This window comes from Nocardioides sp. Z50_6, assembly GCF_058215755.1.
The window spans coordinates 916,121-941,307 of record NZ_JBZAJB010000001.1 but is presented as its reverse complement, the minus strand read 5'-3'; the positions used below and the strand labels follow the sequence as shown (position 1 = coordinate 941,307).

Sequence of the window (25,187 nt, the reverse complement as noted above, 5' to 3'; positions counted from 1 at the left end):
GGTCCGGTCACTGCACCCGGATCCGCATGGAGGTGCCGTTCTGCTCGAGCACCTGGATCTTCACACCCACGCCGGCGACCTTCACGCCGGTGCGCGGCTGACCTGCCTCCGCGAACGGCCGGAAGTACCGGTCCGGGTCGGAGTCGTCGAAGACCGGGTTCGCTGCCGCACCGCGCACGTAGCTGCGGCGTCCACCTGCGTAGAGGTAGAACGAGTCCGACCGCTCCAGCCCGAACGGGGCGTCGTAGGTCTGGATCCGACCACGCCACGCCTGGCCCTGCAGGTTGTAGAGCACCTGCGGGTTGGCGTCCACCGGAAGCACCAGGCCCTGGCCGGGGTGCTGGCTGGTGTTGTTGTTGGTGAAGGACGCGTCCCAGTAGTTGACGAGCAGCCCGTTCTGGTAGGGGAACTTCTCCACGAAGTTCGGCCGGTCCGGGAAGCTGAAGTTGTACGGACCGGTCTGGAGGTACTTGTCGTAGGAGACGTAGGCCCGGTTGCTCGCCAGGTAGAACTGGTCGGTCGTGGTGGTGCGGGTGGCGCCCACCGACGAGAAGCCGTCGAGGGTCCATCCGTTGGGCGAGGTCTCGGCACCGTCGGCGAAGACCACCTGGCCACCGGCGGTGACCGAGATGTCGTCGACGAAGATCCCCGACCAGCCCAGCGCCGGGTCCTGACCCTGAGCCCCACCGTCGGTGAGGTAGCGGGCCCGGAAGCCGATGGTCTGACCGGCGTACGGCGTGAGGTCGAAGGTCACCGGCACGTAGCCGGCGCTGACCCCGTCGATCCCGATCTCGTCGGCGTCCGGGCCGGCGTCCGGGTCGATGGTGGTCGGCAGCTGGGTCCAGGTGCCGCTGCCCGCGGGCACCTCGGCCTCGAACCACGCGTAGTCGTAGTCCTCCTCGATGTTGAACTGCGTCTTGAGGCTCAGCGTCGCGCCACCGGCGGGCACCGCCACGTCGGCCCGCGACATGGACGCCTCGTAGTCGTCGCCCTCGCCGCTCCACCACTGCCGGGTCCCCTGGGGCGGGGTCGGCAGCGTGGTGACGGTCTGCTTGTCGGGCAGCACCACCGCGACGCCCTGGGCCCTGTCGGAGTTGTACTCGTGGGGGCCGAGGTCGATGGTGCGGTCCTGCCCGGCCACGACGGTCTCGTAGTCGAGCCAGCCGAGCTGCAGCTTGTCCCAGACGCCGAGGTCGGCGGCACGGGTGCCGATGCCCTGGTCGCCCGGGGCGGAGACGCGGCTCTGGGCCATCAGCGTCCACCAGCTGACCGGGTTGTCGCCCGTGGCCGCAGTGTCGTAGTGGTCGGGGAGACCGAGGTCGTGGCCGTACTCGTGGGCGACCACCGAGAGACCGCCGTTCTCCGGCTGGATGGTGTAGTCGGCCACCCAGATCCCGGTGTTGCCGATCTGCGTGCCGCCGTCGAGGTTGCCCGCGGGGCCGGCGATGCCGTCGACGTTCTGGAACGCCTTCCACCGGTGGCTCCAGATGGCGTCCTCGCCGTAGATCGGGTCGCTGTCGGCCTGGTCGCCACCCGCGTGGATGATCTGGAAGCGGTCGATGTAGCCGTCGGGCTCGTCGAAGTTGCCGTCGCCGTCGTAGTCGTAGCGGTCCCGGATGTCGTACTGGGCCACCTGCCGGCGGATCTGGGCGTCGGTCCTGCCGGCCGCCTTCTGGTCCGCCACCCACTGGGTGAGGCCGTCGGAGACCAGGTTCCAGGTGTTGGAGCAGACGTTGCTGCCGCACGGGTAGCCGTCGCTGCGGCCGTACCGGGCCTGGTTGTAGCGGACCGTGGTGAAGTCGGTGACCATGCCCTCGACGCTGTAGCGGCCCGAGGACTGCCGCTCGTAGTAGGTCTTGAGCGACTCCACGCCCTCGCCCTCGCCGAAGTAGAGGTCCTTGTAGTAGCGCTTGTTGTAGTTCTTGCGCCACTGGGTCCGGTTGTCGTCGGGGCCGGGCTTGGGGATCTCGTTGAAGAGCGGGCCGTCGAAGCGGGCCGGGCCGGCCGTGGTGGGGGAGGTGTCGCGGTCGGGGTACTGCGGGTGCCGCTCGTTGCCGAACTCGACCAGGAAGACGAAGACCTTGTCGGTCCGCTCGTTGGAGAGCTCGACGAACTGGTCCTGGGTCTCGGCCGCGGCCTGGCTGCGGGCCTGGGTCGCGGGCGCCGGCTCCTGACCGACCTTGAGCACCGAGCTGCCGTTGATCGTCCGGGGTGTCGCCTCCCCGCTGAGCACGTCGGCCCACGCCTCCTGGCGCAGGACCTCCTGCTTCTCAGCGTCGGGGTTGGGCAGGACGTGGGAGGGGGTGGCGGCTTGGGGTTCGCCCGCGCCGCCGGGGGTTGCGGCCGGTGGGGCCGCAGCCGTCGTGGGGATGGCCAGCAGGCCGGCTCCCGCCATCAGGGCCAGGCTGAGCCCGGCAGTCGTGGTTCGCACGAGGTGGTTCCTTTCCGAGACCAGAGGGACGAACCCCGAGCGAGCCGACTCCCCTGTGACTTGTGACACTAGGGCCGCAGCCACGTCCTGCACAGGGGCTACCTTGGGAAATCGGCGAGGGGGATCGACGTGCGCACTCGGAGCTGCCAGGCGGGCCGTCCGCCCGCACCACCTCGGGCGGGCCTGCTCGCGGTCGCGCTCCTGTCCCTGGTCGTCGGCCCGACCGCCCCGGTCGTCGCGGTTGCCCCGCTCGCCCCGGTCGCCCCGGTCGCCCCGCGGGCCGAGGTCGCCGCCGAGGCGCCGGTCGGAGCGCCCGCCCGCCCGCGTGCGGTGGAGGTGGTCGCGAAGCGGGGCCGCCTGCTGGTGACCTGGAAGCCGGGCCGGGGCGGTCGTCCGCCGGCGGAGAAGCACATGGTCGTGGCGAGGTCCCAGGACCGGGCCAGTGCGGTCGCCGTGATGACCACCCGCAACCGTGCGGTGGTCCACGTGTCGCCCGGTCGCTACCGGGTCAGGGTCATCGCCCGCAACGAGGCCGGTTGGTCCGAGACCGCCTGGGGCGGCTGGGTCACCCTGCGCTGACCCCTCGGAGACGAGGAAGGCCGCGCACCCCGGAGGGTGCGCGGCCTTGCTGTGCGACGTGGCTCCGTCAGCGACCGGTCCAGACCGGGTCCCGCTTCTCGACGAAGGCGAGCGCGCCCTCCTTGGCGTCCGCGGACTCGCGGATCGGCTGCACGAACTCGTGCTGGCGGTCGAACATCTCCTCCAGCTCCCAGTCCTGGGAGCGGACGAGCACCTGCTTGGAGGCGGCCAGTGCGAGGGGAGCGTTGGCCGCGATCTCGTCGGCGAGCTCGAGGGCGACGTCGAGGGCGGAGCCGGGCTCGGCGAGCCGGTTGACCAGGTGCACCTCGGCCGCGGCCGTCGCCGGCCACATCGCGCCGGTCAGCACCAGCTCCATCGCCAGGTGGTAGGGGATGCGCCGCTGGAGGCGGAGCAGGCCGCCGGCCGCGGCGGTGAGGCCGCGCTTGACCTCCGGCAGGCCGAACTTCGCCGACTCGGAGGCGACGACCAGGTCGCAGGCGAGCACGATCTCGAAGCCGCCCGCCAGGGCGTAGCCCTCGACGGCCGCGATCAGCGGCTTGGTCGGCGGCTTCTGCACCAGGCCCGCGAAGCCGCGGCCCTCGATCACCGGGCGCTCCCCGCGGGCGAACCCCTTGAGGTCCATGCCGGCGCAGAAGGTCTGGTTGGCGCCGGTGATCACGCCGACGCTGAGGTCGGGACGGCTGTCGAGCAGGTCGAGCGCGTCGGCGATCTCCTGCGACATCTGCAGGGACATCGCGTTGCGCGCCTGGGGTCGGTCCATGGTCATGACCAGCACCCGGCCGCGCTCGGTGACCTTCAGCTCCGGACCGGTCGGCTCCTCGGGCACGGCGCTCATCGCGGCGACATCCGGATCGCGCCGTCGAGACGGATCGTCTCGCCGTTGAGGTAGGGGTTCTCCACGATCTGCTGGGCCATCATCGCGAACTCGTCCGGCTGGCCGAGGCGCGCCGGGTTGGGCACCTGCGCGCCGAGGCCGTCGCGGATCTCGGGGGAGAACCGGGCCAGGATCGGGGTGTCGAAGACGCCCGGGGCGATGGTGTTGACCCGGATGTTCTTCGTCGCCAGGTCGCGGGCGGCCACCAGGGTCATGCCGACCACGCCGGCCTTGGCCGAGGCGTAGGGGATCTGGCCGATCTGGCCCTCCCAGGCGGCCACCGAGGCGGTGAGCACGCAGACGCCGCGCTCGCCCTCGACGACCTCGTTCTTCGCCATCCGGGCCGCGGCGAGCCGCAGCACGTTGAAGGTGCCGACCAGGTTGATGTTGATCAGCTGCTGGTAGAGCTCGAGGTCGCCCGGGGTGCCGTCGCGGTTGACCAGGCGGACCGTGCCGCCCTTGCCGGCGCAGTGCACGAGCGCCCGCAGCGGGCCGTGCTGCTCGGCGGCGTCCAGGGCGGCGTCGACCGACGCCGCGTCGGTCACGTCGCCCTGGGCGAAGGTGCCCCCGATCTCGGCGGCGAACTCCTTGCCCAGCTCCTCGTTGAGGTCGAGGACCACGACGTGGGCCCCTGCCTTCGCGAGACGGCGGGCGGTCGCCGCGCCGAGCCCGGAGGCCCCGCCGGTGACCAGGGCTGATGCTCCGTTGACGTCCACTCGGACTCCTTGTGTGTGTGGGGGGGAGGGGAGGAGCGGGTCAGAGCCGCTCGATGATGGTGGCGTTGGCCATCCCGCCGGCCTCGCACATGAGCTGGAGGCCGTAGCGCTGGCCCTCGTCCTCGAGGGCGTGCAGCATGGTGGTCATCAGCCGGGCCCCGGAGGCGCCCAGCGGGTGGCCCAGCGCGATCGCGCCGCCCCGGGGGTTGAGCTTGGCCGGGTCGCCCTTGAGCTCCTTGAGCCAGGCCAGCGGCACCGAGGCGAAGGCCTCGTTGACCTCCACGTGGTCGATCTCGTCCAGCGTCAGGCCCGAGCGGCCCAGCACCTTGTCGGTGGCGGGGATCGGGCCGGTGAGCATCAGCAGGGGGTCGCTGCCGACCACCGACATGGTGTGCACCCGGGCCCGGGCGCGGAGCCCGAGCTCGTCGGCCTTGGCCCGCGACATCAGCAGCATCACGGCCGCGCCGTCAGTGATCTGGGAGGAGTTGCCCGCGGTCGTCGACCACGTCACCTGCGGGAACCGCTCGGAGAGCTCCGGGGTCTCGAAGACGGCCTTGAGGCCGCCGAGCTTCTCCGGGGTGGTGCCGCGGCGGATCGTCTCGTCCTCGCTCACCACGCCGTGGGGGGTGGTGATCGGCACGATCTCGCGCGCGAAGGCACCTGCGTCCTGCGCCGCGGCGGCCCGCTGGTGGGAGAGCGCGGCGTACTCGTCGAGCTCGTCGCGGGTGAGGTCCCACTCGGCGGTGACCAGCTCGGAGGCGACGCCCTGGGAGACCAGGCCGGGGGCGTAGGCGGCGAGGATCCCGTCGCCGTACGGGTCCTCTCCCATCCGGGCGGAGCCCATGACCACCCGGCTCATCGACTCCACGCCACCGGCGACCACGATGTCGGCCTCGCCCGACAGGATGCCCTGCGCGGCGAAGTGGACCGACTGCTGGCTCGAGCCGCACTTGCGGTCGATGGTCACGGCCGGCACGTGCGCCGGGAAGCCGGCGGCCAGCCAGGCCATCCGGCCCGGGGTCGCCGACTGCTCGCCGACCTGCGAGACGCAGCCGATGATGACGTCGTCCACGGTGCCGGGCTCGACCTGCGGGGAGCGGGCCAGCAGCGCCTGGATCGTCTGGGCGAGCAGGTCGACGGGGTGCACGTCGGCGAGGGCACCCCCGGCCTTGCCGCGGCCGACCGGGGAGCGGACGGCGTCGACGATCACCACGTCACGAGGGCTGTTCTCTTGCGTCTGGACCATACCTATTGCTTATCATGATTGTCATGCGTATGTCCACGAGCGGTCCGCCGCCCGGGCAGGGACGGATGGCGCCATTGCTTGACACGAAATCCTCGATGAATCTAGGATAATGATTACAACCAAGGAGGTGAGTCCGTGACGGATCAGTACGCGGAGATCAGGCAGCTGGCCGCGCAGGTGGCTCGTGAGGTCTACGAGCCCATGGCCGAAGCGCTCGACGTCAACCGCACGCCCATCCCCAAGGAGGAGCGGCGCCGTCTCGGCGACCTCGGATTCCTGGGCATCGCCCACCCGGAGAAGTACGGCGGCTCCGGCGCCCCGCTCGAGGAGGCGCTCGTGGTCATCGAGGAGCTGGGCAAGGTCTGCCGCCCGGCCGCCTTCCAGGTGTTCGAGGCCAACACCGGTCCGGCGCAGGTGATCACCCACCTCGGCACCGAGGAGCAGCGCGAGCGCTGGCTCCCCGACATCATCAGCGGCGAGCGCACGATGGCCGTCGGCATCTCCGAGCCCGACGCCGGCTCCGCCGCCACCGACATGCGCACCACCGCCAAGGAGGTCGACGGCCACCTGGTGATCAACGGCTCCAAGCGCTGGATCTCCAACGGCGGCGAGGCCGACCAGTACCTCCTCTACTGCCGTCTCTCCGACGCGCCCGGCGCCAAGGGCATCGGCGCCGTCGTGGTCGACAAGGGCACCCCCGGCTTCAGCTTCGGTGCCAGCGAGCGCCTGATGGGCTTCCGCGGGATCCCCTCGGCCGACCTCTACTTCGACAACGTCGAGGTGCCGCTGGAGAACGTCGTCGTCCCGGCCGGCTCGTTCGGCAAGCTCTTCGGCATCTTCTCGATCGAGCGCATGGGCAACACCACCATGAGCCTGGCGATCGGGCAGGCCGCCCTCGACAAGACGCTGAAGTACGTCGAGGAGCGCGAGCAGTTCGGCAAGGAGCTCGTGGAGTTCCAGAGCATCCAGGTGATGCTGGCCGACATGATCCTGCAGGTCGAGGCCGCCCGGCTGCTGCGCGACCGCGCCGCCGCCTCCGCCACCGAGACCGGCATCCCGGACCCGCTCGCGGTCTCGCTGGCCAAGTGCACCGCCAACGAGATGGCCAAGCGGGTCACCGACCTGGCGATGCAGATCCACGGCGGCAACGGCTACACCGAGGAGTACGGTCTCGAGCGCCTCCACCGCGACTCGCACGGCTGGGCGATCGCGGGCGGCACCCCGACGATGCAGCGGATCCGCATCGTCTCCGAGGTGCTCGGCCGCAAGTTCGACCAGCGTCGCTGACCGGGCCCGCCCGCCCGCACCTCGACATTCTTTCCAGAAGGGACTCACCGTGGAAGACGGCCAGTTGTTCGACCTCAGCCCGCGACACCGCGAGGTCAGGGAGATCGCCCGGGAGACGGCCGCCAAGGTCGAGCCCTTCGCGGCCGAGGCCGACGAGGCGGTCGACGTGCACCAGGGCTGCCTCGACGCGCTGCGGGACAGCGGGCTGGCCCGCTACGTCGTCCAGGCGGCGTACGGCGGTCACGACGAGGTGCTCGACCCGCTGACCATCGCGGTGGTCCGCGAGCAGCTGATGTACTCCTCCGCCCACCTGGACTCCATGTTCGGGATGCAGGGGGTGGGCAGCTACTCGCTGTCGGTGGGCGGCTCCGAGGAGCTCAAGCAGCAGTGGCTGCCCAAGGTGGCCACGCTCGAGGCCATCGCCGGGCTCGCGCTCACCGAGCCCGACGTGGGCTCGGACCTGCGCGCCATCACCACCACGATGGTCGTCGACGGCGACGAGCTGGTGATCGACGGGCGCAAGTCCTTCATCACCAACGGTGGGGCGGCCGACTTCTACTGCACCCTGGTCCGCGAGGACGAGGGCTGGTCGATGGTGCTGGTCCCGGCCGACGCCGCGGGCCTCAGCGTGGAGAAGGGTGCCGACCTGATGGCCCCGCACATCCTCGGCGAGCTCACCTTCGACGGCGTCCGGGTGCCCGCCGACCACCGCCTCGGGGTGCCGGGCAAGGCGTTCTCGCTGATGCTGCAGACCCTCGCGGTCTTCCGGGTCACCGTCGCCGGCTCCGCCGTGGGCCTGGCCCAGGCGGCGCTGGACGAGGCCAAGAACCACGCCATCACCCGAGAGCAGTTCGGCAAGCCGCTGATCGAGCTCGGTGCGGTCTCCCAGAAGCTCGCCCAGTCGTGGACCGACGTCGAGGCGGCGCGGGCGTTCGTCTACCGGGCCGCGGCGCTGGCCAAGAGCGACCCGCTGGCCCACCTCGACTACTCCTCGATGGCCAAGGTGCACGCCACCGAGGCCGCCGCCGGGGTGGTCGACCGGTCGGTGCAGACGATGGGCCGCTTCGGCCTCGTCCGCGGCTCCAAGATCGAGCGGCTCTACCGCAACGCCCGCCCGCTGCGCGTCTACGAGGGCGCCACCGAGGTGCTCCTCGACTCGCTGGCGCGCCGGCTCGCGAAGGGTGCCCGCTGATGGACCTCAAGCTCGACGGAACGGTCGTCCTGGTCACCGGTGCCAGCCGCGGCCTCGGTGCCGCGATGGCGCTCGCCCTGGCCCGCGAGGGCGCCACCGTGGTGGCCGCCGCGCGCTCGGTCGACAGCCTCGACGAGGTGGCCTCGCGGGGCGAGGGGCGCATCACCGCCGCCCGGGTCGACATGCGCGACGAGGAGTCGGTGGCGGCGCTGGTGCCCGAGGTCATCGCGCGCCACGGCCGCATCGACGGGCTGGTCAACAACGCCGGCATCGCCCCGGCCGGGAAGTTCGCCACCCAGGACCCGGCGATCTGGAAGGACGCGCTGGCGGTCAACGTGATCGCCCCGATGCTGCTCGCCCAGGCCGCCGGCCGGCAGATGATCGAGCAGGGCGCGGGACGGATCGTCAACGTCGCCTCCACCACCGGTCTGCGCGGCAAGCCGTTCCTGGTGCCCTACTCCACCTCCAAGGGTGCGGTGGTCCGCTTCACCGAGGCGCTCGCCGCCGAGTGGGCGTCGAAGAACGTGCAGGTCAACTGCATCGCGCCCGGTGCCTTCGTGACCGAGGCGCAGAAGGCGGTCACCGAGTCGCCCGAGCTGCACGCCAAGCGGATCGCGAAGATCCCGGCCGGCCGGATGGCGGACCCGTCCGAGATCGTGCCGCTGACCTGCCTGCTCGTCTCCCCCCTGTCGTCCTTCACCACCGGCGCGATCTTCGTGGTCGACGGTGGCGAGTCCGGCAAGCTCTGACCCAGAAGAGGACGCCCCCCATGATCATCGACGCGCACACCCACGTCTGGCCCGACAAGATCGCCGCGGTCGCCCTCGGCGGCAACCGGGTCCAGGGCCTGGAGGCCCGCGGCGACGGCACCGTCACCGGCCTGACCGGCGACATGGCCGAGAGCGGCGTCCAGGTGAGCTGCTGCCTGGCCATCGCCAACGAGGCCCGTCACGTCGACTCGGTCAACCGCTTCGTGGCCGGCCTGGCCGACGAGACGCACGTGCCGTTCGGCACCGTGCACGTCGAGCTGTCGGTGGAGGAGAACCTCGCCAGCCTGCAGCGGCACGGGGTCCGGGCGGTCAAGATCCACCCGCTCTTCCAGAAGTTCGCGCTCGACGACCCGCGGCTGTGGGAGATCTTCGAGGCCTTCGGCAGCGACTACGCGGTGATCACCCACGTGGGGGAGGGCGGCGACGAGTTCACCAACAGCCTCTCCAGCCCGAAGATGATCCGTGACATCACCCGGCAGTTCCCCGACCTGCGGCTGATGGCCTGCCACTTCGGCGGCTACAAGATCCTCGACGACGCCGAGGAGATGCTGGCCGGCGCCGACGTGGTGCTGGAGACCTCCTGGCCGCCCAGCCTGGCCACGCTGCGTCCCGAGCGGGTGCGCGACCTGATCCGCAAGCACGGCGCCGAGCGCATCGTCTTCGGCTCCGACTGGCCGATGACGAGCCCCGCGGAGGAGATCCGGGCCATCGAGGCGCTGGGGCTCACCGACGACGAGACCAAGATGGTGCTCGGCGGCACGCTGGCCGGCGTGCTGGGCGACCGGCTGCCCTCCTGACGGCGGGGCCGTCGGCTCAGACCCGGCCCCACACGATGGGGGCGTCGAGCACCTCGGGGAACTTCCGCTCGGCGTAGCGGACGTACTCCTGGATGTGGTCCTGCATGGCCGAGGCGGCGGCGGCGGGGTCGCGGGCCTCGATCGTCTGGTAGATGTGCAGGTGAGCCTTGTGCACCGCGGCACGGCGCAGCTCGGGGTAGTCGATGCCGATCGCGGAGCCGTCCAGGATGCCGAGCAGGGCGTCGACCAGCAGGCCGAACATGGCGTTGCCCGAGCCGTGGGAGATGAGGTCGTGGAAGCGCTTGTTCTCCTCCAGGAAGACCGACTGGTTCCCGAGGTTGTCGTGCATGTTGTCCACGCTGTCCTTGAGCGAGGCCAGCGAGTCCTCGCTCATCCGCTCGGCGGCCAGCTGCGCCATCATCGGCTCCAGGCCCAGCCGGGCCTCGGCGATGGTGCGGAACGGCGCGTCGGAGAACTGGAGCAGCAGCGTCAGGGAGGTGGCCAGGCTGCTGGCGTCCGGCTGGACCACCACGGGGCCGCCGCCGGGGCCGGGCTTGAGGGTGATGACGCCCTGGAGCTCGAGGAAGCGCAGCGACTCGCGCAGCGTGCCGCGGCCGACGTCGTACTTCTCCAGCATGGCGCGCTCGGGGGGCAGGCGATCGCCGATGACGTTGCCGCGCGCGTTGATGTCCGCGACGATGCGTTGAGCGACCAGCATCGCGGTCTTCATCGGACGCAGGGTGGTGGCAGTCATCGGTGATTCCCTTCGGAGCCGGACCAGGCGCGTCCGTGCGGTGGCGTGATCATAATCAGCATTGAGGGTTGCAACTCGCTCATTCGCAAAGGGGCTTCAGGGCGTCTCAGCCGCTGACCACGCCGTTGTGGGCCAAGCGGGCAACCTCGTCGGGCGCCATGCCCAACTCGTCGACCAGCACCTCCCTGGTGTGCTCCCCCACCGCGGCGACGCCGTCGTACCTGGGTCCATTGTAGTCGTCGAGGTGCAGGATGGGCCCGGGCATCAGGGCGGGGCCGAGCACGGTGTTGGCCAGCTCGACCAGGGTCCGCTCCTGGAAGTGGGGGTCCTGGGTGACGTCCCTGGCGTCGTTGACCGCCGCCGCCACCACCTCGTGCTTGTCCAGGATCGCCAGCGCCTCGTCGCGCGGGTAGGACCCCACCCAGTCGATGACGATCTGCTGCATGGCCTCGTTGTTGGCCATCCGGGCGGTGTTGGTGGCGAAGCGCTCGTCGTCCTTGAGGTCGGGTCGGCCCATCGCCTCGAAGAGCCGCAGCGCGATCGACTGGTTGGAGGCGGCGATGGAGAGCCACCCCCCGTCGGCCGCCTCGTAGATGCCGCGCGGCGAGGCGGCGCCCGAGGCGTTGCCGTGCCGCTGCATGATCGTGCCGCTCGCGGTGTAGTTGAGGACCGCGTCGCCGAGGATGAACATCAGCGGCTCGTAGAGCGCGACGTCGACCTCGGAGCCCCGGCCGGTCATCTCGCGCTTGAAGAGCGCCATCGCGGTGCCGAAGGCCGCCGAGATGCCGGCGATCGAGTCGGCGAAGCCGAACGGCGGGGCGGTGGGCGGAGTGTCGGGCCAGCCGTTGAGGAAGGCGTAGCCGGACGCCGTCTCGGCGACCGTGCCGAAGCCGGGGCGGGCGGCGTAGGGACCGGTCTGGCCGAACCCGCTGACCCTGGTCATGACCAGACCCGGGTGCTCGGCGGAGAGGGCGTCGTAGCCGAGGCCCCACTTCTCCATCCGGCCGGGGCGGAAGTTCTCGATGACCACGTCGGCGCCGGCGATCAGGTTCCGGGCGATGTCGCGGGCCTCGGGGCTGCGCATGTCGAGGCCGACGGAGCGCTTGCCAGAGTTGAGCCGGGAGTAGCCGATCGCCAGCCCCTCGTGGGCCGGCTGCCACTGGCGGGCGAAGTCACCCTGGGCGGGGTCCTCGATCTTGACCACGTCGGCGCCGAAGTCGCGCAGCATGCGCCCCGCGGTGGGGGCGGCATACATCGAGCCCAGCTCGATGACGCGCACGCCGGACAGGGGTGCCTGGGACCCGGACTCGCTCATGTGGCTTCCTCTCGACGCAATCAATGCATATGAATAATAACATCCGTGGTGCCAGTCACAAGATGTTCCGCGAGGGCGGTGCGGTCGGTCCTTGCGCCTGCGGCTCGGGGATGGCCCGCCCGGGGCGGGCGCGGCAGGATGGATCCGAGCCGAGAGGGGAGATCCATGGACCTGGAGCTGACTGGCCGGGCGTTCGTCATCACGGGAGGTTCCGACGGGCTGGGGCTGGCGACCGCGCGCCGGCTGGCCGAGGAGGGCGCCGGGGTGGCGGTCTGCGGCCGGGACGAGACGCGGCTCGAGCGCGCGGTGGCCGCCCTGGAGGGCCTGCCCGGCAGCGTGATCGGGGTGCGCGCGGACGTTCGGGACACCGGTGACCTCGCGACCCTGGTGGAGCGGACCCTGGAGCGGTTCGGCCGCCTGGACGGCGTGATGAACAACGCCGGACAGGCCGCGGCCGGCGCCTTCGAGGGGCTCGGCGACGAGGAGATCCTCGCGGACCACGAGCTCAAGGTGATGGCGATGATCCGGCTCACCCGCCTCGCGCTGCCCCACCTGCGCGAGCGCGGGGGAGCGGTGCTCAACAGCCTGGCGGTCTCCGCGAAGGCGCCGGCCGCCGGCACCCTGCCCACCTCGGCGTCGCGCAGCGCGGGACTGGCCTGGACCAAGGCGATGGCCCAGGAGCTCGCCCCCTCGAGGGTGCGGGTCAACGCGGTGCTCATCGGCTACGTCGACAGCGACCAGTGGGTGCGCGCCGCCGCCACGGCCGGTCAGGAGTACGGCGAGTTCACCGCGGCGCTCGCCGGCCGGCTCGGCATCCCGATGGGCCGGCTCGGGCGGGCCGAGGAGTTCGCGGACGTGGCGGCGTTCCTGCTCTCGCCGCGGGCCTCCTACGTCACCGGGGCGACCGTCAACGTCGACGGCGGGTTCTCCCCGGTGCCCTGACCACCCCGGGTGGCCGCTCAGACGTTGCGGCGGTACTGCCCCCCGACCTCGAAGAACGCCTCGGTGACCTGCTGCAGGGTGCAGACCCGGGCGGCGTCCATCAGCACCGCGAAGACGTTGTCGCCCGAGACCGACGCCTCCTTGAGGCGGGCCAGGGCCGCCTCGGCCTCCGAGGCGTGCGCGGCCCGGAAGTCGCGGACCCGGCGCAGCTGGGACTCCTTCTCCGCCTCCGTGGCGCGGGCCAGCTCGACCTCGGTGGGAGTGACGTCGGAGTCGGGTCGCACGAAGGTGTTGACCCCGACGACCGGCAGCGAGCCGTCGTGCTTGCGGTGCTCGTAGAGCATCGACTCGTCCTGGATCCGGCCGCGCTGGTAGCCGGTCTCCATCGCCCCGAGCACGCCGCCGCGCTCGTTGATCGAGTCGAACTCGCGCAGCACCGCCTCCTCGACCAGGTCGGTGAGCTCGTCGATGATGAAGGACCCCTGGAGCGGGTTCTCGTTCATCGCCAGCCCCCACTCCCGGTTGATGATCAGCTGGATCGCCAGGGCGCGGCGCACCGACTCCTCGGTCGGGGTGGTGACCGCCTCGTCGAAGGCGTTGGTGTGCAGGCTGTTGGCGTTGTCGTAGATGGCGATCAGGGCCTGCAGCGTGGTGCGGATGTCGTTGAAGTCCATCTCCTGGGCGTGCAGGGAGCGGCCCGAGGTCTGCACGTGGTACTTCAGCTTCTGCGAGCGCTCGTTCGCGCCGTACCTCTCCTTCATCGCGATCGCCCAGATCCGTCGGGCGACCCGGCCCAGCACGCTGTACTCGGGATCCATCCCGTTGGAGAAGAAGAACGACAGGTTGGGCGCGAAGTCGTCGATGTCCATGCCGCGGGCCAGGTAGGCCTCCACGTAGGTGAACCCGTTCGCCAGGGTGAAGGCGAGCTGGCTCAGGGGGTTCGCCCCGGCCTCGGCGATGTGGTAGCCGGAGATCGAGACGGAGTAGAAGTTGCGCACCTGCTGCTCGATGAACCACTCCTGGACGTCGGCCATCATCCGCAGGCTGAACTCGGTGGAGAACAGGCAGGTGTTCTGGCCCTGGTCCTCCTTGAGGATGTCGGCCTGCACCGTGCCGCGCACGTTCGCCAGGGCGTACGCCGTGAGGTCGGCGCGCTCGGCCTCGTCGGGCTCGCGCCCCTCCCGCTCGCGGAAGCGCTCGACCTGCTGGTCGATCACGGTGTTGAGGAAGAACGCCAGCACGGTCGGCGCGGGCCCGTTGATCGTCATGCTCACGCTGGTGCTCGGCGCGACCAGGTCGAAGCCGTCGTAGAGGACCTTCATGTCCTCCAGCGTGGCGACGCTGACGCCCGAGGTGCCGACCTTGCCGTAGACGTCGGGGCGGGGGTCGGGGTCGCGGCCGTAGAGGGTGACGGAGTCGAAGGCCGTCGAGAGGCGGGTGGCCTCGCCGTCGGCGGAGAGGACCTTGAAGCGGCGGTTGGTGCGCGCCGGGTCGCCCTCGCCGGCGAACATCCGCGCCGGGTCCTCGCCGTCCCGCTTGAACGGGAAGACGCCCGCGGTGAAGGGGAAGAAGCCGGGCAGGTTCTCCTTGCGCCAGAAGCGGACCAGCTCACCGTGGTCGGTGTAGCGGGGCAGCGCGACCCGCGGGATCCTGTTGCCGCTCAGCGACTCCTTGGTCAGCGTGGTGCGGATCTCCCGGTCGCGGACCTTCACGACCTGCTCGTCGCCGGAGTAGGACTCCACGACCGCGGGCCAGGCCGCGATCTGGTCGGCGACCTCGTGGGGCAGCTGCTTGCGGGCAGCCTCGAGCAGGGCCGGGAGGCCGCCCAGCTGTGCCGCCTCGTCCCGAGCGCCTGCGGCGGCCAGCTCCTCGGCGGTCCACTGGAGTCGCTGGAGCCGCTGGGCGGCGTGGGCCAGCATGTTCGTGCGGGCGTGGTAGTCGCGGACCGTCTCGGCGATCTCGGCGAGGTAGCGGACCCGGTCGGTCGGGACGACCTGACGGATGCCGGAGGAGTGCCGCACGTCGACGTGGGGGAGCGTCCCCTCGGCGACCGGGAGGCCCCGGTCGGCGAGCAGGTCGCGCAGGTGCTGGTAGAGCGCGGTGACGCCGTCGTCGTTGAAGGTGGCGGCGCTGGTGCCGAAGACCGGCATCTCGTGCGGCTGCTTCCCGAAGGCCTCGCGGTTGCGGACCAGCTGGCGGCCCACGTCGCGCAGCGCGTCCTTGGCGCCCCGGCGCTCGAACTTGTTGATCGCCACCGTGTCGGCGAAGTCGAGCATGTCGATCTTCTCCAGCTGCGAGGCGGCGCCGAACTCGGGCGTCATCACGTAGAGCGAGGTGTCGACGTAGGGCACGATCGCCGCGTCCCCCTGCCCGATGCCCGGCGTCTCGACGATCACCAGGTCGAAGCCGGCGGCCTTGACGCAGGCGATCGCGTCGGCCAGGTGCTCGGGCACCTCGTGGGCGCCGCGGGTGGCCAGGCTGCGGAAGAAGACCCGGTCGCCGTCCAGGCTGTTGGCCCGGATCCGGTCGCCGAGCAGGGCGCCGCCGCCCTTGCGCCGGGTGGGGTCGACCGCGATGACCGCGATCCGCAGCTTGTCGGCCTGGTCGACGCGGAAGCGGCGGACGATCTCGTCGGTCAGGCTCGACTTGCCGGAGCCGCCGGTGCCGGTGATGCCGAGCACCGGGGTGGCGCGAGCCGCCGCCGCCTCCCTGATCCGGGCCAGCGCCGCGGCGGGGAGCTGGCCGGTCTCGGCGCCGGTGAGCGCCCGGGCCACGGCGGCGCGGTCGCCGGTGAGGAGCTCGTCGGCCCCGACCTGGCGGATCGCCCAGGGGTCGAAGTCGCAGTCGCGGACGACCGAGTTGACCATGCCGACCAGGCCCAGCCGCTGGCCGTCCTCGGGGGAGAAGATGGTGACGCCGGACTCGCGGAGCCGGGCGATCTCGGCGGGCACGATCACGCCCCCGCCGCCGCCGACGACCTTGACGTGGCCGGCCCCCGCCGCGCGCAGCGACTCCACCAGGAACTCGAAGTACTCCACGTGGCCGCCCTGGTAGGAGGAGACCGCGACACCCTGCACGTCCTCCTCCAGCGCCGCGTCGACGACCTCCTGCACGGAGCGGTTGTGCCCGAGGTGGATGACCTCGCAGCCCTGGGACTGGAAGATCCGCCGCATGATGTTGATCGACGCGTCGTGGCCGTCGAAGAGGCTGGAGGCGGTGACGAGCCGCACCGGGTGCTGGGGGACGTGCAGGTCGGGCGTGAGGGACATCGAGACCTCGGGAGAGTTGGTAGGACTTCCTAGTACCTAGATGGTAGGACGTCCACATAGGTCTAGGAAGCGCCGGGGTGCCCTACTCGCAGGTAGTCCGGCCAAGTCGCGGTCGAGATGAGCTCGGGGAGCCGCTCCGGCCGGGGCGCGACCCTTGACAACGAGAGGCCCCCTCGACTCCCCTGGGGTCCCGGGTGCACGGCCGCGGTGCTCCTCACGGGCCCGTCCGTGCTCCTCCGCCCGCCACCCCAGGAGTGCAGCGTGTCCCGAATCCCTCCGGCGTCCCCCGAGGTCTACGAGCCGATCGTCGGGGCCGACGCGCCACTGCGCCGTCAGGTGCACGCCCACGCCTCCCACCTGCTGGAGGACTACATCGCCTGGATGACTGCCATCAAGACCAAGGGGATCCTCCCCGGTCGCCTGGTGGAGCTGGTGCGGCTGCGGGTCGCCTTCCACAACCAGTGCCGCAGCTGCATGGCCATCCGCTACTCCACCGGCGGCCTCGACGAGGAGCTGGTCTGCTCGCTGGAGAAGCCCGAGGAGGCGCCCGACCTCACCGAGGCCGAGCGCGCCGCGCTGGCCTACGCAGACCTGATGGCGACCGACCACCTGCAGGTCGAGGACGAGACCTTCGAGCGCCTGCGCCAGCACTTCACCTGGCCCGAGGTGATGGAGCTGTGCCTGCTCGTGGGCTCCTTCGTGGGCTACGGGCGGATGGACTCCAGCCTCGCGCTGACCGACGACCTCCCCGAGGAGTACGCCGAGGCGGACGGGGTGCTGGCGCCCTGGCGGCAGGCCCCGGTCACCTTCCTCTGAGGCGCTCCGGCCGCCGGGTCCGGGGCCCGGTGGGCCCCGCTGGGTCGGGTCAGGGGCCTAGCGGCACGACGACGTCGCCCGCGCCGACCCGCACCTCGCCCAGCAGGCGGGTCAGGGCCGCGACCTGCGCGGGCGGCAGGCCCGGCTGCTCGAAGACCGAGGAGTTGAGGGCGAGGGTCGCCTGCTCCACCACGTCGCGCCCCGACTCGGTGAGCGAGGCGAGCACCACCCGCCCGTCGTCGGCGTGCCGGCGGCGCTCGGCGTACCCCTGCTTGACCAGGCGGTCGACGGCGCTGGTGACGCTGGTGGGGTGCACCTGGAGCAGCGACCCGAGGCGGGTCATCGGGAGCGAGCCGGACTTCACGAAGGAGAGCAGCCGGAGCACCTCGTAGCGGGCGAAGGTGAGCCCCAGCGGGCGCAGTGCGGCGTCGATCCGCTCCATCAGCAGCTGGTGCACCCGCACCACCGAGGTGACCATCGCCATCCCGTCGGCCGCGTCCTCCCAGCCGTGGCGCAGCCACTGGGCGTGCGCCTCCCGGATCGGGTCGCGGGCCTCGGGGGAGTGGGAGGTCATGGCTCCACGCTAGCGCTGCTCGGACGTCCTAGGAGTCGGGTGATCACCGCGTCCGTCCATCCCCTTGCCGGCACCGCCTAGCGTGGGGGCATGTCCGGCTGGCCACCCTCCTCCCCAGGTCCCTACGTGGAGCGCGGCCCGTCGCGGTGGGCGGCCTGGCGGACCGCGGCGGTGTGGAGCCTCGGCTTCGTGGCCCTGCTCTGGGCCATCGAGGGCTTCGACGCGGCCACCGGCAACCAGCTCGACGACGACGGGATCCGGCCCGGCAGCACCGACGGGCTGATGGGCGTGCTGCTCGCGCCGCTGCTGCACCACGGGTGGGACCACCTGATCGCCAACACGGTCCCGCTGCTGGTGCTCGGCTTCCTGATCCTGCTCTCCGGGGTGGGCAGGTGGCTGGTGGTCACCGCGGTGGTCTGGATCGTCGGGGGCCTGGGCACCTGGCTCTTCGGCGGGGCCGGCACCGTCCACCTCGGCGCCTCGATCCTGGTCTTCGGCTGGCTGCTCTACCTGATCGTCCGCGGCTTCTTCACCCGTCGCCCCGGCCAGATCGCGCTCGGGGTGCTCGTCTTCCTCCTCTACGGCGGGGCCCTGTGGGGGGTGCTGCCCGGACAGGCGGGGGTCTCCTGGCAGGGGCACCTGTTCGGCGCCCTCGGGGGCGTCTGCGCCGCCTGGGGGATGCGCTACGAGGACCGCCGAGTTTCGCCTACTCGCCGGTACTGAATACCGTCAGGGGTGTACTCGGTCCCATAACGACGAAGGGCGCACTCACGGATGAGCAAGATGGAGAAGGTCGGAGTTGTCGGTTGCGGGCTCATGGGAGCCGGCATCGCCGAGGTCAGTGCCCGCGCGGGGCTCGACGTGGTGGTGGCTGAGTCGAGCGCGGCAGCCGCCGAGGCCGGCCGGGCGCGCCTGGAGAAGTCGCTCTCGCGCGCCGAGGCCAAGGGCAAGATCGACTCCGCCGCTGCGGTGCTGGACCGGATCCGGGTGGTCACCGACCTCGACGAGCTGGCCGACCGCCAGCTGGTCGTCGAGGCGATCGTGGAGGACGAGGACGCCAAGACCGAGCTCTTCCGCACCCTCGACCGGGTGGTCGCCGACCCCGACGCGATCCTGGCCTCCAACACCTCCTCGATCCCGATCATGAAGCTCGGCGTGGTCACCTCCCGCCCCGAGAGCGTCATCGGCATCCACTTCTTCAACCCCGTCCCGGTCCTCCAGCTGGTCGAGCTGGTGCCCAGCCTGCTCACCGCCCCGGAGACCACCGAGCGCAGCCGCGACTTCGTCGAGGGCGTGCTGGGCAAGCAGGCGATCGACTGCCAGGACCGGGCCGGCTTCGTGGTCAACGCCCTGCTGATCCCGTTCGTGCTCTCCGCCATCCGGATGCTGGAGTCCGGCTTCGCCACCGCCGAGGACATCGACCGCGGCCTGGTGCTCGGCGCCGCCCACCCGCAGGGCCCGCTGGCGCTGGCCGACCTGATCGGGCTCGACACCACCAAGGCCGTCGCGGAGTCGCTCTACGAGGAGTTCAAGGAGCCGCTGTACGCCGCTCCGCCCCTCTTGGCCAGAATGGTCGACGCCGGCCTCCTCGGACGCAAGACCGGGCGCGGCTTCTACACCTACTGAACGGGCGTCGACCACAGCGGCTGCCCGACCCGCAGACCAGCTGGAGGACCAACCCGCATGAACAACGACAGGATCGTCGTCCTCGACGGTGCCCGGACCCCGATCGGCAGCTTCGGCGGGGCCTTCAAGGACGTGCCGGGCCACGAGCTCGGTGCGGCCGCGGCCAAGGAGGCGCTGAAGCGCTCCGGGGTCGCCGCCGAGGAGATCGAGGAAGTCGTCATGGGGTGCATCGGCCAGGTCGGGCCCGACGCCTACAACGCCCGGCGCGTCGCGGTGGCGGCCGGACTGCCCACGAACGTGCCCGCCTACACCGTCAACCGGCTCTGCGGCTCCGGCCTGCAGGCGGTCTGGTCGGCGGCGATGGAGATGCGCTGGAACGACCTCGACTTCGCCCTCGCCGGTGGCGACGAGTCGATGACCCGGATGCCGTTCTACGACTTCGGCGCCCGCAACGGCCACCGCCTCGGCCACCGCGAGCTCGCCGACGGCACCGTGATGATGCTGACCGACCCGTTCCACGGCATCCACATGGGCGTCACCGCCGAGAACGTCGCGGAGCGCTACGACGTCTCCCGCCAGCAGCAGGACGAGTTCGCCGCCGAGTCCCAGCGGCGGGCGGCCACCGAGGCGGCCCGGAGGGCGTTCGCCGAGGAGATCGTCGCGGTCGAGACCGGCGGCCGCAGGTCGGTGACCGTCTCGGTCGACGAGCACCCCAAGCCCGAGACCACGCTCGGCACCCTGGCCTCGCTGCGCCCGGCGTTCAAGAAGGACGGCACCGTCACCGCCGGCAACGCTTCGGGGATCAACGACGGCGGCGCGGCGCTGGTGCTCGCCCGCGAGTCCGCGGTGATCGAGCGCGGCATGAGCGGCCTGGTCACCATCGAGGCCGTCGCCACGGCCGCGATGGAGCCCGAGCTGATGGGCTACGCCCCGGTGCTGGCGCTGAAGAGCCTCTTCGAGAAGACCGGGACGGCGCCCTCCGACATCGGCGTGATCGAGCTCAACGAGGCCTTTGCCTCCCAGGCGGTCGCGGTGGTCCGCGACGCCGGTCTCGGGCTCGACCAGGTCAACCCCTACGGCGGGGCGATCGCGCTGGGTCACCCGGTCGGTGCGACCGGTGCGATCCTCACCCTGCGCGTCGCCAAGGACATGGTCCGCCGCGACCTCGAGCTGGGCATCGTGACGATGTGCATCGGCGGCGGCCAGGCGCTGGCCGCGCTCTTCCGGCGGGCCTGAGGATGGGCGCGCTGGTCACCTACGAGGTGCGCGACGGCGTCGCCCACGTCGAGCTCTCCCGGCCCGAGGCGGCCAACACCTTCGACCTGCCGACCTCCCAGGCGTTCGGCGAGGCGGTCGACAGGGCCGCGGGTGACGACGAGGTGCGGGCGGTGCTGCTGACCGGGGCGGGCCCCCGGTTCTGCGCCGGGGGAGACGTCGCCTCGTTCGACGCCGCCGCCGACCCCGAGGCCTACCTGCACGAGCTGGCGCTCCACCTCGACGGGGTGCTGCAGCGGCTCGCCGCGATGCCCAAGCCGGTGGTCTGCGCCGTCCAGGGCGCGGTCGCCGGCGCCGGGTTGGGCGTGATGCTCAGCGCCGACCTCGTGGTCGCCGCGACGGGCACGAAGTTCGTCTTCGCCTACCCCGGCATCGGCCTCACCCCCGACTGCGGGGTCTCCTGGCTGCTGCCGCGGGCCGTCGGCTCGCACCGCGCGCTGGGCTTCGCGCTCAGCGGTCGGCCCATCACCGCCGGCACCGCGCTCGAGTGGGGCCTGGTCACCGAGGTGGCGGAGGACCCCGCGGCACGCGCCGCCGAGCTGGTCGCCGGCCTCGCGACCGGACCGGCCGCGGCCTACGGCCAGGTGCGCCGGCTGCTGCGGTCCGGCTGGGAGCTCGACCGTGCCGCCACCGGTGCCGAGGAGGCACGGACCATCAGCTCGATGGTCCCCGGTGCGGAGGCGAAGGCCCTCATCGGCCGGTTCCTGGGGCGCTGACGCCGGCACACGGGGCGCCGGCGTCAGCGCTGCGTGCTCGGGCCGGCGCTCAGGACGGGGGGAGCACCCCCTCGAGCGCCGCGAGCAACGCCCCGCGGTCGCGGACGTAGAACCGCACCGCGCCGCCGTCGCGGGTCGGCAGGCTGATGGCGTCCATGCCCAGGGGGGTCCCGTAGGAGCCACCCAGGTAGCGGAAGGTCGCGCCGGTTGGGCCCGCCGGGCGCGAGGTCGGCACGTGCACGTCGCCCGCCGAGGCACGGACCCGCCTGCCCATCGACGGCTGCTCGTCGTCGACCGCGCGCACTCCCACGGGGTCGAGCTCGGAGAGCGGCATCCGGTCCCGCCCGACCCGCAGGGTGGAACGGGTCAGCGTGACCTTGCCGTAGAACTCCATCGACCACAGCGTGATCAGCATGACCCAGATCGGCACCCCCCAGGCGACGCCGTAGGCGAACACCTGGATGAGGAAGTCGCCGATCGAGACGAAGTCGTCGTCCAGCACGGGAGGCACGACCGCCATCGCCAGCAGCGCCGCCCAGGTGCCCCACCAGAGCCAGCCCGCCACCGCGCGCCCGCGGTAGACCACCTTGTCGTGGTTCGTCCTGCTCATCCGGTCCCCCTGGTGATGCGGCCCCCTGGTCGTGCGGCGAGGGTAGCGAGCGCCGGACCTCCCCGAGCCGACCCGGCTAGGGTGCGGACGACGACGGCGGAAGGTGGGGGGATGCGGTACACGAAGCTGGGCAGCACCGGGCTGGAGGTCTCGGCCCTGACGCTGGGGTGCATGAGCTGGGGCGACCCGAGCCGCGGGGGGCACCCGTGGGTGCTCGACGAGGACGCCGCACGCCCGATCGTCCGGGCCGCGCTCGAGGGCGGCGTCACCGTCTTCGACACCGCCAACGTCTACTCCGGCGGCAGCAGCGAGGAGATCACCGGCCGGCTGCTCAAGGAGATGGCGCCCCGTGACGAGGTGGTCATCGCCACCAAGGTGCACGGCCGGATGGGGCCCGGCCCTGCCGGCTCGGGGCTCTCCCGCGCGGCGATCATGACCCAGGTCGACGCGAGCCTGCGCCGGCTCGGGGTCGACCACGTCGACCTCTACCAGATCCACCGGTGGGACCCGACGACGCCGATCGAGGAGACCATGGAGGCGCTGCACGACGTGGTGAAGGCGGGGAAGGCCCGCTACCTCGGGGCGTCGTCGATGTATGCCTGGCAGTTCGCCAAGGCCCAGCACGCCGCCGACCTCGGCGGGTGGACCCGGTTCGTCTCGATGCAGAACCACTACAACCTGATCTACCGCGAGGAGGAGCGGGAGATGCTCCCGCTCTGCGAGGACCTGGGCGTCGGGGTGATCCCGTGGAGCCCGCTCGCCCGCGGCCGGCTGACCCGTGACTGGGACGCGGAGACCGCCCGCGTCCAGACCGACGAGTTCGGCGCCACCCTCTACCGCGACGGCGACAGGACGATCGTCGAGGCGGTCGCCGCCGTCGCCGAGCGGCGCGGGATCCCGCGGGCGCAGGTGGCACTGGCCTGGCTCTCCTCCAGGCCAGCCGTCACCTCCCCGATCGTCGGGGTGACCAAGCCGCAGCACCTCGCCGACGCCCTGGCGTCGCTGGACGTCGAGCTGACCGACGACGAGGTCGCCGAGCTGGAGCGCGGCTACGAGCCGCACGCCATCTCCGGTCACCGCTGAGCGCCCTACTTCGGTGGCATCCGGATGCCACCGTCGACCCGGACGGTCTCCCCGTTCAGGTAGGAGTTCGTCACGCACTCGACCACCATGCTGGCCAGCTCGTCGGGGACGCCGAGCCGCTTGGGGAAGAGCACTGACTCGCCCAGCTTGGCCTTGAACGCCTCCGAGGCCTCGCCCTCGCCGTAGATCGGGGTGTCGATCAGTCCGGGGGCGATGGTGTTGACCCGGACGCCGATCGCGGAGAGGTCGCGGGCCACCGGCAGCGTCATGCCCACCACGCCGCCCTTGGAGGCGGAGTACGCCGCCTGGCCGATCTGGCCGTCGAAGGCCGCGGCCGAGGCCATGTTGACGATCGCGCCGCGCTCACCGTCGGCGAGCGGCTCGGTGCGGCCCATCGCGGTGGCGGCGACCCGGATCGCGTCGAAGGTGCCGATCAGGTTGATCGCGATCACCTTCTTGTAGGCCTCGAGGTCGTGGGCGGAGGCGAGCTCGCCGTCGCGCCCGACGGTGCGCTGGGCCCAGCCGATGCCGGCGGAGTTGACCAGCACCCGCAGCGGGCCGAGCTCGGTGGCCCGGTCGACGGCGGCCTTGATCTGCTCGGTGTCGGTGACGTCGACGTGCACGAAGACGCCGCCGATCTCGGCGGCCAGCGCCTCGCCGGCGGAGTCGTTGAGGTCGGCGACGACGACGTGGGCGCCCTTGGCGGCCAGCTGGCGGCAGGCGGCGGCGCCGATGCCCGACGCGCCTCCGGTGACGAGGGCGGATGCTCCGGTGATGTCCATGCCCGGCAGGCTAGTGGTCGGGAGGCCGGTGTGGTCGGAGCCGGACCGCCGGGGCGACGGGGTAGGTCGCCTACTCCTCGACCGTCATGCGCTGGACGTGGGCTCCCGCGAACTCGTAGACGTGAGTGACCTCGGAACGCGCCAGGACGTCCCCGCCGAGGTCGCGCACGACGAGGCCGACGCGGGCCGAGACGGTGCCGTCGGGGCGTGCGCGGATGTCCCGCACGACGGTGGTGGGGCGGATCTCCCGCCACTGGCGCTCCCAGTACGCACGCACCTGTTCACGCCCGAGCAGCCTTCCGCCCTCCCAGGCGTTGGGCCAGTCGACGTCGGGCGCCAACGCCGCGAGCACGGCGTCCACGTCTCGCTCGTTGAACGACTGGTACAGGGTTCGTACGGCGTCCGCGCGTTCCGTGGCCATGGTCCACAGTCTCGACGTGCGCGGACCGTGTCGCCATCGCCTGAACTGGGCACCCGGACGAGCTCGACCTCAGGCGCTGGCGCGCCGCACCAGCTGCGGGGGGATGATGACGCGCATCGGTCGCCCGCTGCCGCGGCCCTCGATCTGCTCCAGCAGCAGGCGGGTCGCCCGCTCGGCCATCTCCTCGACCGGCTGGCGCATGGTGGTCAGCGGGGGAGTGGTCCGCTCCGCGACGCCGAGGTCGTCGTAGCCGACCACGGCCACGTCGTCGGGCACCCGGCGACCGGCCCGGGCCAGCACCCGCAGCGCGCCGGCGGCCATCAGGTCGGAGGCCACCACGAGGCCGTCGAGGTCCGGGTGGGTCTCCAGCAGCGACAGGGCGGCGACCTCCCCGCTCTCCTGGGTGAAGTCCCCGTGCTCGACGGCGTCCAGCGGCAGCCCGGCCGCCGCCATCGCCTGCCGCCAGCCCTCCAGCCGGTCGGCCCCCGCCGTCATGTCGGCCGGGCCCGCGATCGTGGCGATCCGCCGGCAGCCCCGCTCGAGCAGCGCCTCGGTGGCCTGCCGCGCCCCGGCCACGTTGTCCACGTCGACGTAGGCGACCCGGTCGCCGGCCGTCCAGGGGCGGCCCCCGAAGACGCAGGGCAGGTCGGTGCCGGCGAGCTGCTCGGCCAGCCCGTCGTCGCGGTGGTGGGAGACGACCAGGGCACCGTCGACGTGCCGGTTGTTGAGGTAGCGCAGGGTGCGCGCGCTGGAGGCCCCCGGGCGGGCGAGCAGCAGCACCAGCTGCAGGTCGTGCTCGGTCAGCACCCGGGTGACCCCGCGCAGCGTGCCGGCGAAGAACGGGTCGGAGAAGATCCGCTCGTCCGGCTCCGGGACCACCACGGCCACGGAGTCGGTGCGGCGGGTGACCAGGCTGCGGGCGGCCGGGTTGGGCACGTAGCCGAGGGTGCGCACCGCCGACTCCACCGAGGCCAGCGCCTGGGGGCTGACCCGCATCCCGCCGTTGATCGCCCGCGAGGCGGTGGCGCGTGAGACGCCCGCGACCCTCGCGACCTCGTCCAGGGTGGGCGACCCTCCTGACCCGTTCACGC

Annotated in this window: 24 protein-coding genes; 12 read left to right on the top strand and 12 right to left on the bottom strand. The window is 71.9% G+C overall.

The window, feature by feature from the left end; all coding sequences use genetic code 11:
- Positions 1 to 7: 7 nt before the first annotated feature.
- Positions 8 to 2,431 carry an immune inhibitor A domain-containing protein gene (locus tag AC4BGE_RS04505; RefSeq protein WP_490574488.1) on the bottom strand — a complete coding sequence of 808 codons (2,424 nt, stop codon included), beginning with the start codon at positions 2,429 to 2,431 and terminating at the stop codon, positions 8 to 10.
- 129 nt (positions 2,432 to 2,560) lie between these two features.
- On the opposite strand from AC4BGE_RS04505, the gene AC4BGE_RS04500 reads away from it, so the two are divergent.
- The gene (locus AC4BGE_RS04500) at positions 2,561 to 3,010 is read left to right on the top strand and encodes a fibronectin type III domain-containing protein (RefSeq protein WP_490574487.1); all 450 of its coding nucleotides are present in this window, start codon (positions 2,561 to 2,563) and stop codon (positions 3,008 to 3,010) included.
- A 67-nt stretch (positions 3,011 to 3,077) separates the two neighbouring features.
- On the opposite strand, the gene AC4BGE_RS04495 is transcribed toward AC4BGE_RS04500, so the two are convergent.
- The 3 genes from AC4BGE_RS04495 to AC4BGE_RS04485 are packed head-to-tail and all read right to left on the bottom strand — an operon-like array spanning position 3,078 to position 5,867.
- Positions 3,078 to 3,866: a crotonase/enoyl-CoA hydratase family protein gene (locus tag AC4BGE_RS04495; protein ID WP_490574486.1), complete on the bottom strand. Its 789-nt coding sequence runs from the start codon at positions 3,864 to 3,866 to the stop codon at positions 3,078 to 3,080.
- Positions 3,863 to 4,621 (bottom strand): SDR family NAD(P)-dependent oxidoreductase, encoded by a 759-nt coding sequence (locus tag AC4BGE_RS04490; protein WP_490574485.1) that lies wholly within the window; start codon positions 4,619 to 4,621, stop codon positions 3,863 to 3,865. Before AC4BGE_RS04490 ends, AC4BGE_RS04495 begins: the two co-directional genes overlap by 4 nt.
- Before the next feature lie 40 nt (positions 4,622 to 4,661).
- A complete protein-coding gene (locus tag AC4BGE_RS04485; RefSeq protein ID WP_490571169.1) occupies positions 4,662 to 5,867 on the bottom strand; it encodes a thiolase family protein in 1,206 nt (401 codons plus the stop codon).
- Between the two features lie 135 nt (positions 5,868 to 6,002).
- Here AC4BGE_RS04485 and AC4BGE_RS04480 point away from each other — a divergent pair, with 135 nt between their 5' ends.
- From AC4BGE_RS04480 to AC4BGE_RS04465, 4 genes are read left to right on the top strand one after another with little or no spacing between them, the layout of a single operon-like run.
- Positions 6,003 to 7,154 carry an acyl-CoA dehydrogenase family protein gene (locus tag AC4BGE_RS04480; protein WP_490571168.1) on the top strand — a complete coding sequence of 384 codons (1,152 nt, stop codon included), beginning with the start codon at positions 6,003 to 6,005 and terminating at the stop codon, positions 7,152 to 7,154.
- 49 nt (positions 7,155 to 7,203) lie between these two features.
- Positions 7,204 to 8,346 carry an acyl-CoA dehydrogenase family protein gene (locus tag AC4BGE_RS04475; RefSeq protein WP_490571167.1) on the top strand — a complete coding sequence of 381 codons (1,143 nt, stop codon included), beginning with the start codon at positions 7,204 to 7,206 and terminating at the stop codon, positions 8,344 to 8,346.
- Positions 8,346 to 9,095, top strand: coding sequence for an SDR family NAD(P)-dependent oxidoreductase (locus tag AC4BGE_RS04470; RefSeq protein WP_490571166.1), 750 nt, complete (start codon positions 8,346 to 8,348; stop codon positions 9,093 to 9,095). The genes AC4BGE_RS04475 and AC4BGE_RS04470 overlap by 1 nt, the downstream gene beginning before the upstream one ends.
- Before the next feature lie 20 nt (positions 9,096 to 9,115).
- Positions 9,116 to 9,913 carry an amidohydrolase family protein gene (locus AC4BGE_RS04465; RefSeq protein WP_490571165.1) on the top strand — a complete coding sequence of 266 codons (798 nt, stop codon included), beginning with the start codon at positions 9,116 to 9,118 and terminating at the stop codon, positions 9,911 to 9,913.
- A 16-nt stretch (positions 9,914 to 9,929) separates the two neighbouring features.
- On the opposite strand, the gene AC4BGE_RS04460 is transcribed toward AC4BGE_RS04465, so the two are convergent.
- Both AC4BGE_RS04460 and AC4BGE_RS04455 read right to left on the bottom strand, forming a co-directional pair.
- A complete protein-coding gene (locus AC4BGE_RS04460; protein ID WP_490574484.1) occupies positions 9,930 to 10,667 on the bottom strand; it encodes a FadR/GntR family transcriptional regulator in 738 nt (245 codons plus the stop codon).
- Positions 10,668 to 10,773: 106 nt separating this feature from the next.
- A complete protein-coding gene (locus AC4BGE_RS04455; RefSeq protein ID WP_490574483.1) occupies positions 10,774 to 11,982 on the bottom strand; it encodes a CaiB/BaiF CoA transferase family protein in 1,209 nt (402 codons plus the stop codon).
- Positions 11,983 to 12,147: 165 nt separating this feature from the next.
- Between AC4BGE_RS04455 and AC4BGE_RS04450 the strand changes: the two genes are divergently transcribed.
- On the top strand, positions 12,148 to 12,924 hold the full coding sequence (locus tag AC4BGE_RS04450) for an SDR family NAD(P)-dependent oxidoreductase (protein WP_490574482.1): 777 nt from the start codon (positions 12,148 to 12,150) through the stop codon (positions 12,922 to 12,924).
- Positions 12,925 to 12,941: 17 nt separating this feature from the next.
- On the opposite strand, the gene icmF is transcribed toward AC4BGE_RS04450, so the two are convergent.
- Positions 12,942 to 16,193: a fused isobutyryl-CoA mutase/GTPase IcmF gene (icmF, locus tag AC4BGE_RS04445; protein WP_490574481.1), complete on the bottom strand. Its 3,252-nt coding sequence runs from the start codon at positions 16,191 to 16,193 to the stop codon at positions 12,942 to 12,944.
- 261 nt (positions 16,194 to 16,454) lie between these two features.
- Here icmF and AC4BGE_RS04440 point away from each other — a divergent pair, with 261 nt between their 5' ends.
- Positions 16,455 to 17,009, top strand: a complete 555-nt coding sequence (locus AC4BGE_RS04440) for a carboxymuconolactone decarboxylase family protein (RefSeq protein ID WP_490574480.1) — start codon at positions 16,455 to 16,457, stop codon at positions 17,007 to 17,009.
- A 49-nt stretch (positions 17,010 to 17,058) separates the two neighbouring features.
- Here AC4BGE_RS04440 and AC4BGE_RS04435 read toward each other — a convergent pair whose 3' ends face one another.
- Positions 17,059 to 17,583 (bottom strand): MarR family winged helix-turn-helix transcriptional regulator, encoded by a 525-nt coding sequence (locus AC4BGE_RS04435; RefSeq protein WP_490574479.1) that lies wholly within the window; start codon positions 17,581 to 17,583, stop codon positions 17,059 to 17,061.
- A gap of 90 nt (positions 17,584 to 17,673) precedes the next feature.
- Between AC4BGE_RS04435 and AC4BGE_RS04430 the strand changes: the two genes are divergently transcribed.
- Genes AC4BGE_RS04430 through AC4BGE_RS04415 form a run of 4 tightly spaced genes read left to right on the top strand, consistent with a single transcriptional unit; the run spans position 17,674 to position 21,200 of the window.
- Entirely contained in the window at positions 17,674 to 18,306 is a 633-nt protein-coding gene (locus tag AC4BGE_RS04430) for a rhomboid family intramembrane serine protease (RefSeq protein WP_490574478.1), read from the top strand.
- 60 nt (positions 18,307 to 18,366) lie between these two features.
- On the top strand, positions 18,367 to 19,209 hold the full coding sequence (locus AC4BGE_RS04425; protein ID WP_490571369.1) for a 3-hydroxybutyryl-CoA dehydrogenase: 843 nt from the start codon (positions 18,367 to 18,369) through the stop codon (positions 19,207 to 19,209).
- Between the two features lie 57 nt (positions 19,210 to 19,266).
- Positions 19,267 to 20,445: a thiolase family protein gene (locus tag AC4BGE_RS04420; RefSeq protein ID WP_490571157.1), complete on the top strand. Its 1,179-nt coding sequence runs from the start codon at positions 19,267 to 19,269 to the stop codon at positions 20,443 to 20,445.
- 2 nt (positions 20,446 to 20,447) lie between these two features.
- Positions 20,448 to 21,200 carry an enoyl-CoA hydratase/isomerase family protein gene (locus tag AC4BGE_RS04415; RefSeq protein ID WP_490571156.1) on the top strand — a complete coding sequence of 251 codons (753 nt, stop codon included), beginning with the start codon at positions 20,448 to 20,450 and terminating at the stop codon, positions 21,198 to 21,200.
- 49 nt (positions 21,201 to 21,249) lie between these two features.
- On the opposite strand, the gene AC4BGE_RS04410 is transcribed toward AC4BGE_RS04415, so the two are convergent.
- On the bottom strand, positions 21,250 to 21,810 hold the full coding sequence (locus tag AC4BGE_RS04410) for a hypothetical protein (protein WP_490574477.1): 561 nt from the start codon (positions 21,808 to 21,810) through the stop codon (positions 21,250 to 21,252).
- Positions 21,811 to 21,921: 111 nt separating this feature from the next.
- On the opposite strand from AC4BGE_RS04410, the gene AC4BGE_RS04405 reads away from it, so the two are divergent.
- Complete coding sequence (locus AC4BGE_RS04405; RefSeq protein ID WP_490574476.1) at positions 21,922 to 22,893, top strand: aldo/keto reductase; 972 nt, start codon at positions 21,922 to 21,924, stop codon at positions 22,891 to 22,893.
- A gap of 5 nt (positions 22,894 to 22,898) precedes the next feature.
- On the opposite strand, the gene AC4BGE_RS04400 is transcribed toward AC4BGE_RS04405, so the two are convergent.
- From AC4BGE_RS04400 to AC4BGE_RS04390, 3 genes are all read right to left on the bottom strand, one after another.
- Positions 22,899 to 23,675, bottom strand: coding sequence for an SDR family NAD(P)-dependent oxidoreductase (locus AC4BGE_RS04400; RefSeq protein WP_490571153.1), 777 nt, complete (start codon positions 23,673 to 23,675; stop codon positions 22,899 to 22,901).
- 70 nt (positions 23,676 to 23,745) lie between these two features.
- Positions 23,746 to 24,096: a nuclear transport factor 2 family protein gene (locus AC4BGE_RS04395; protein WP_490574475.1), complete on the bottom strand. Its 351-nt coding sequence runs from the start codon at positions 24,094 to 24,096 to the stop codon at positions 23,746 to 23,748.
- Positions 24,097 to 24,165: 69 nt separating this feature from the next.
- On the bottom strand, positions 24,166 to 25,185 hold the full coding sequence (locus AC4BGE_RS04390; protein WP_490571151.1) for a LacI family DNA-binding transcriptional regulator: 1,020 nt from the start codon (positions 25,183 to 25,185) through the stop codon (positions 24,166 to 24,168).
- Positions 25,186 to 25,187 lie beyond the last annotated feature (2 nt).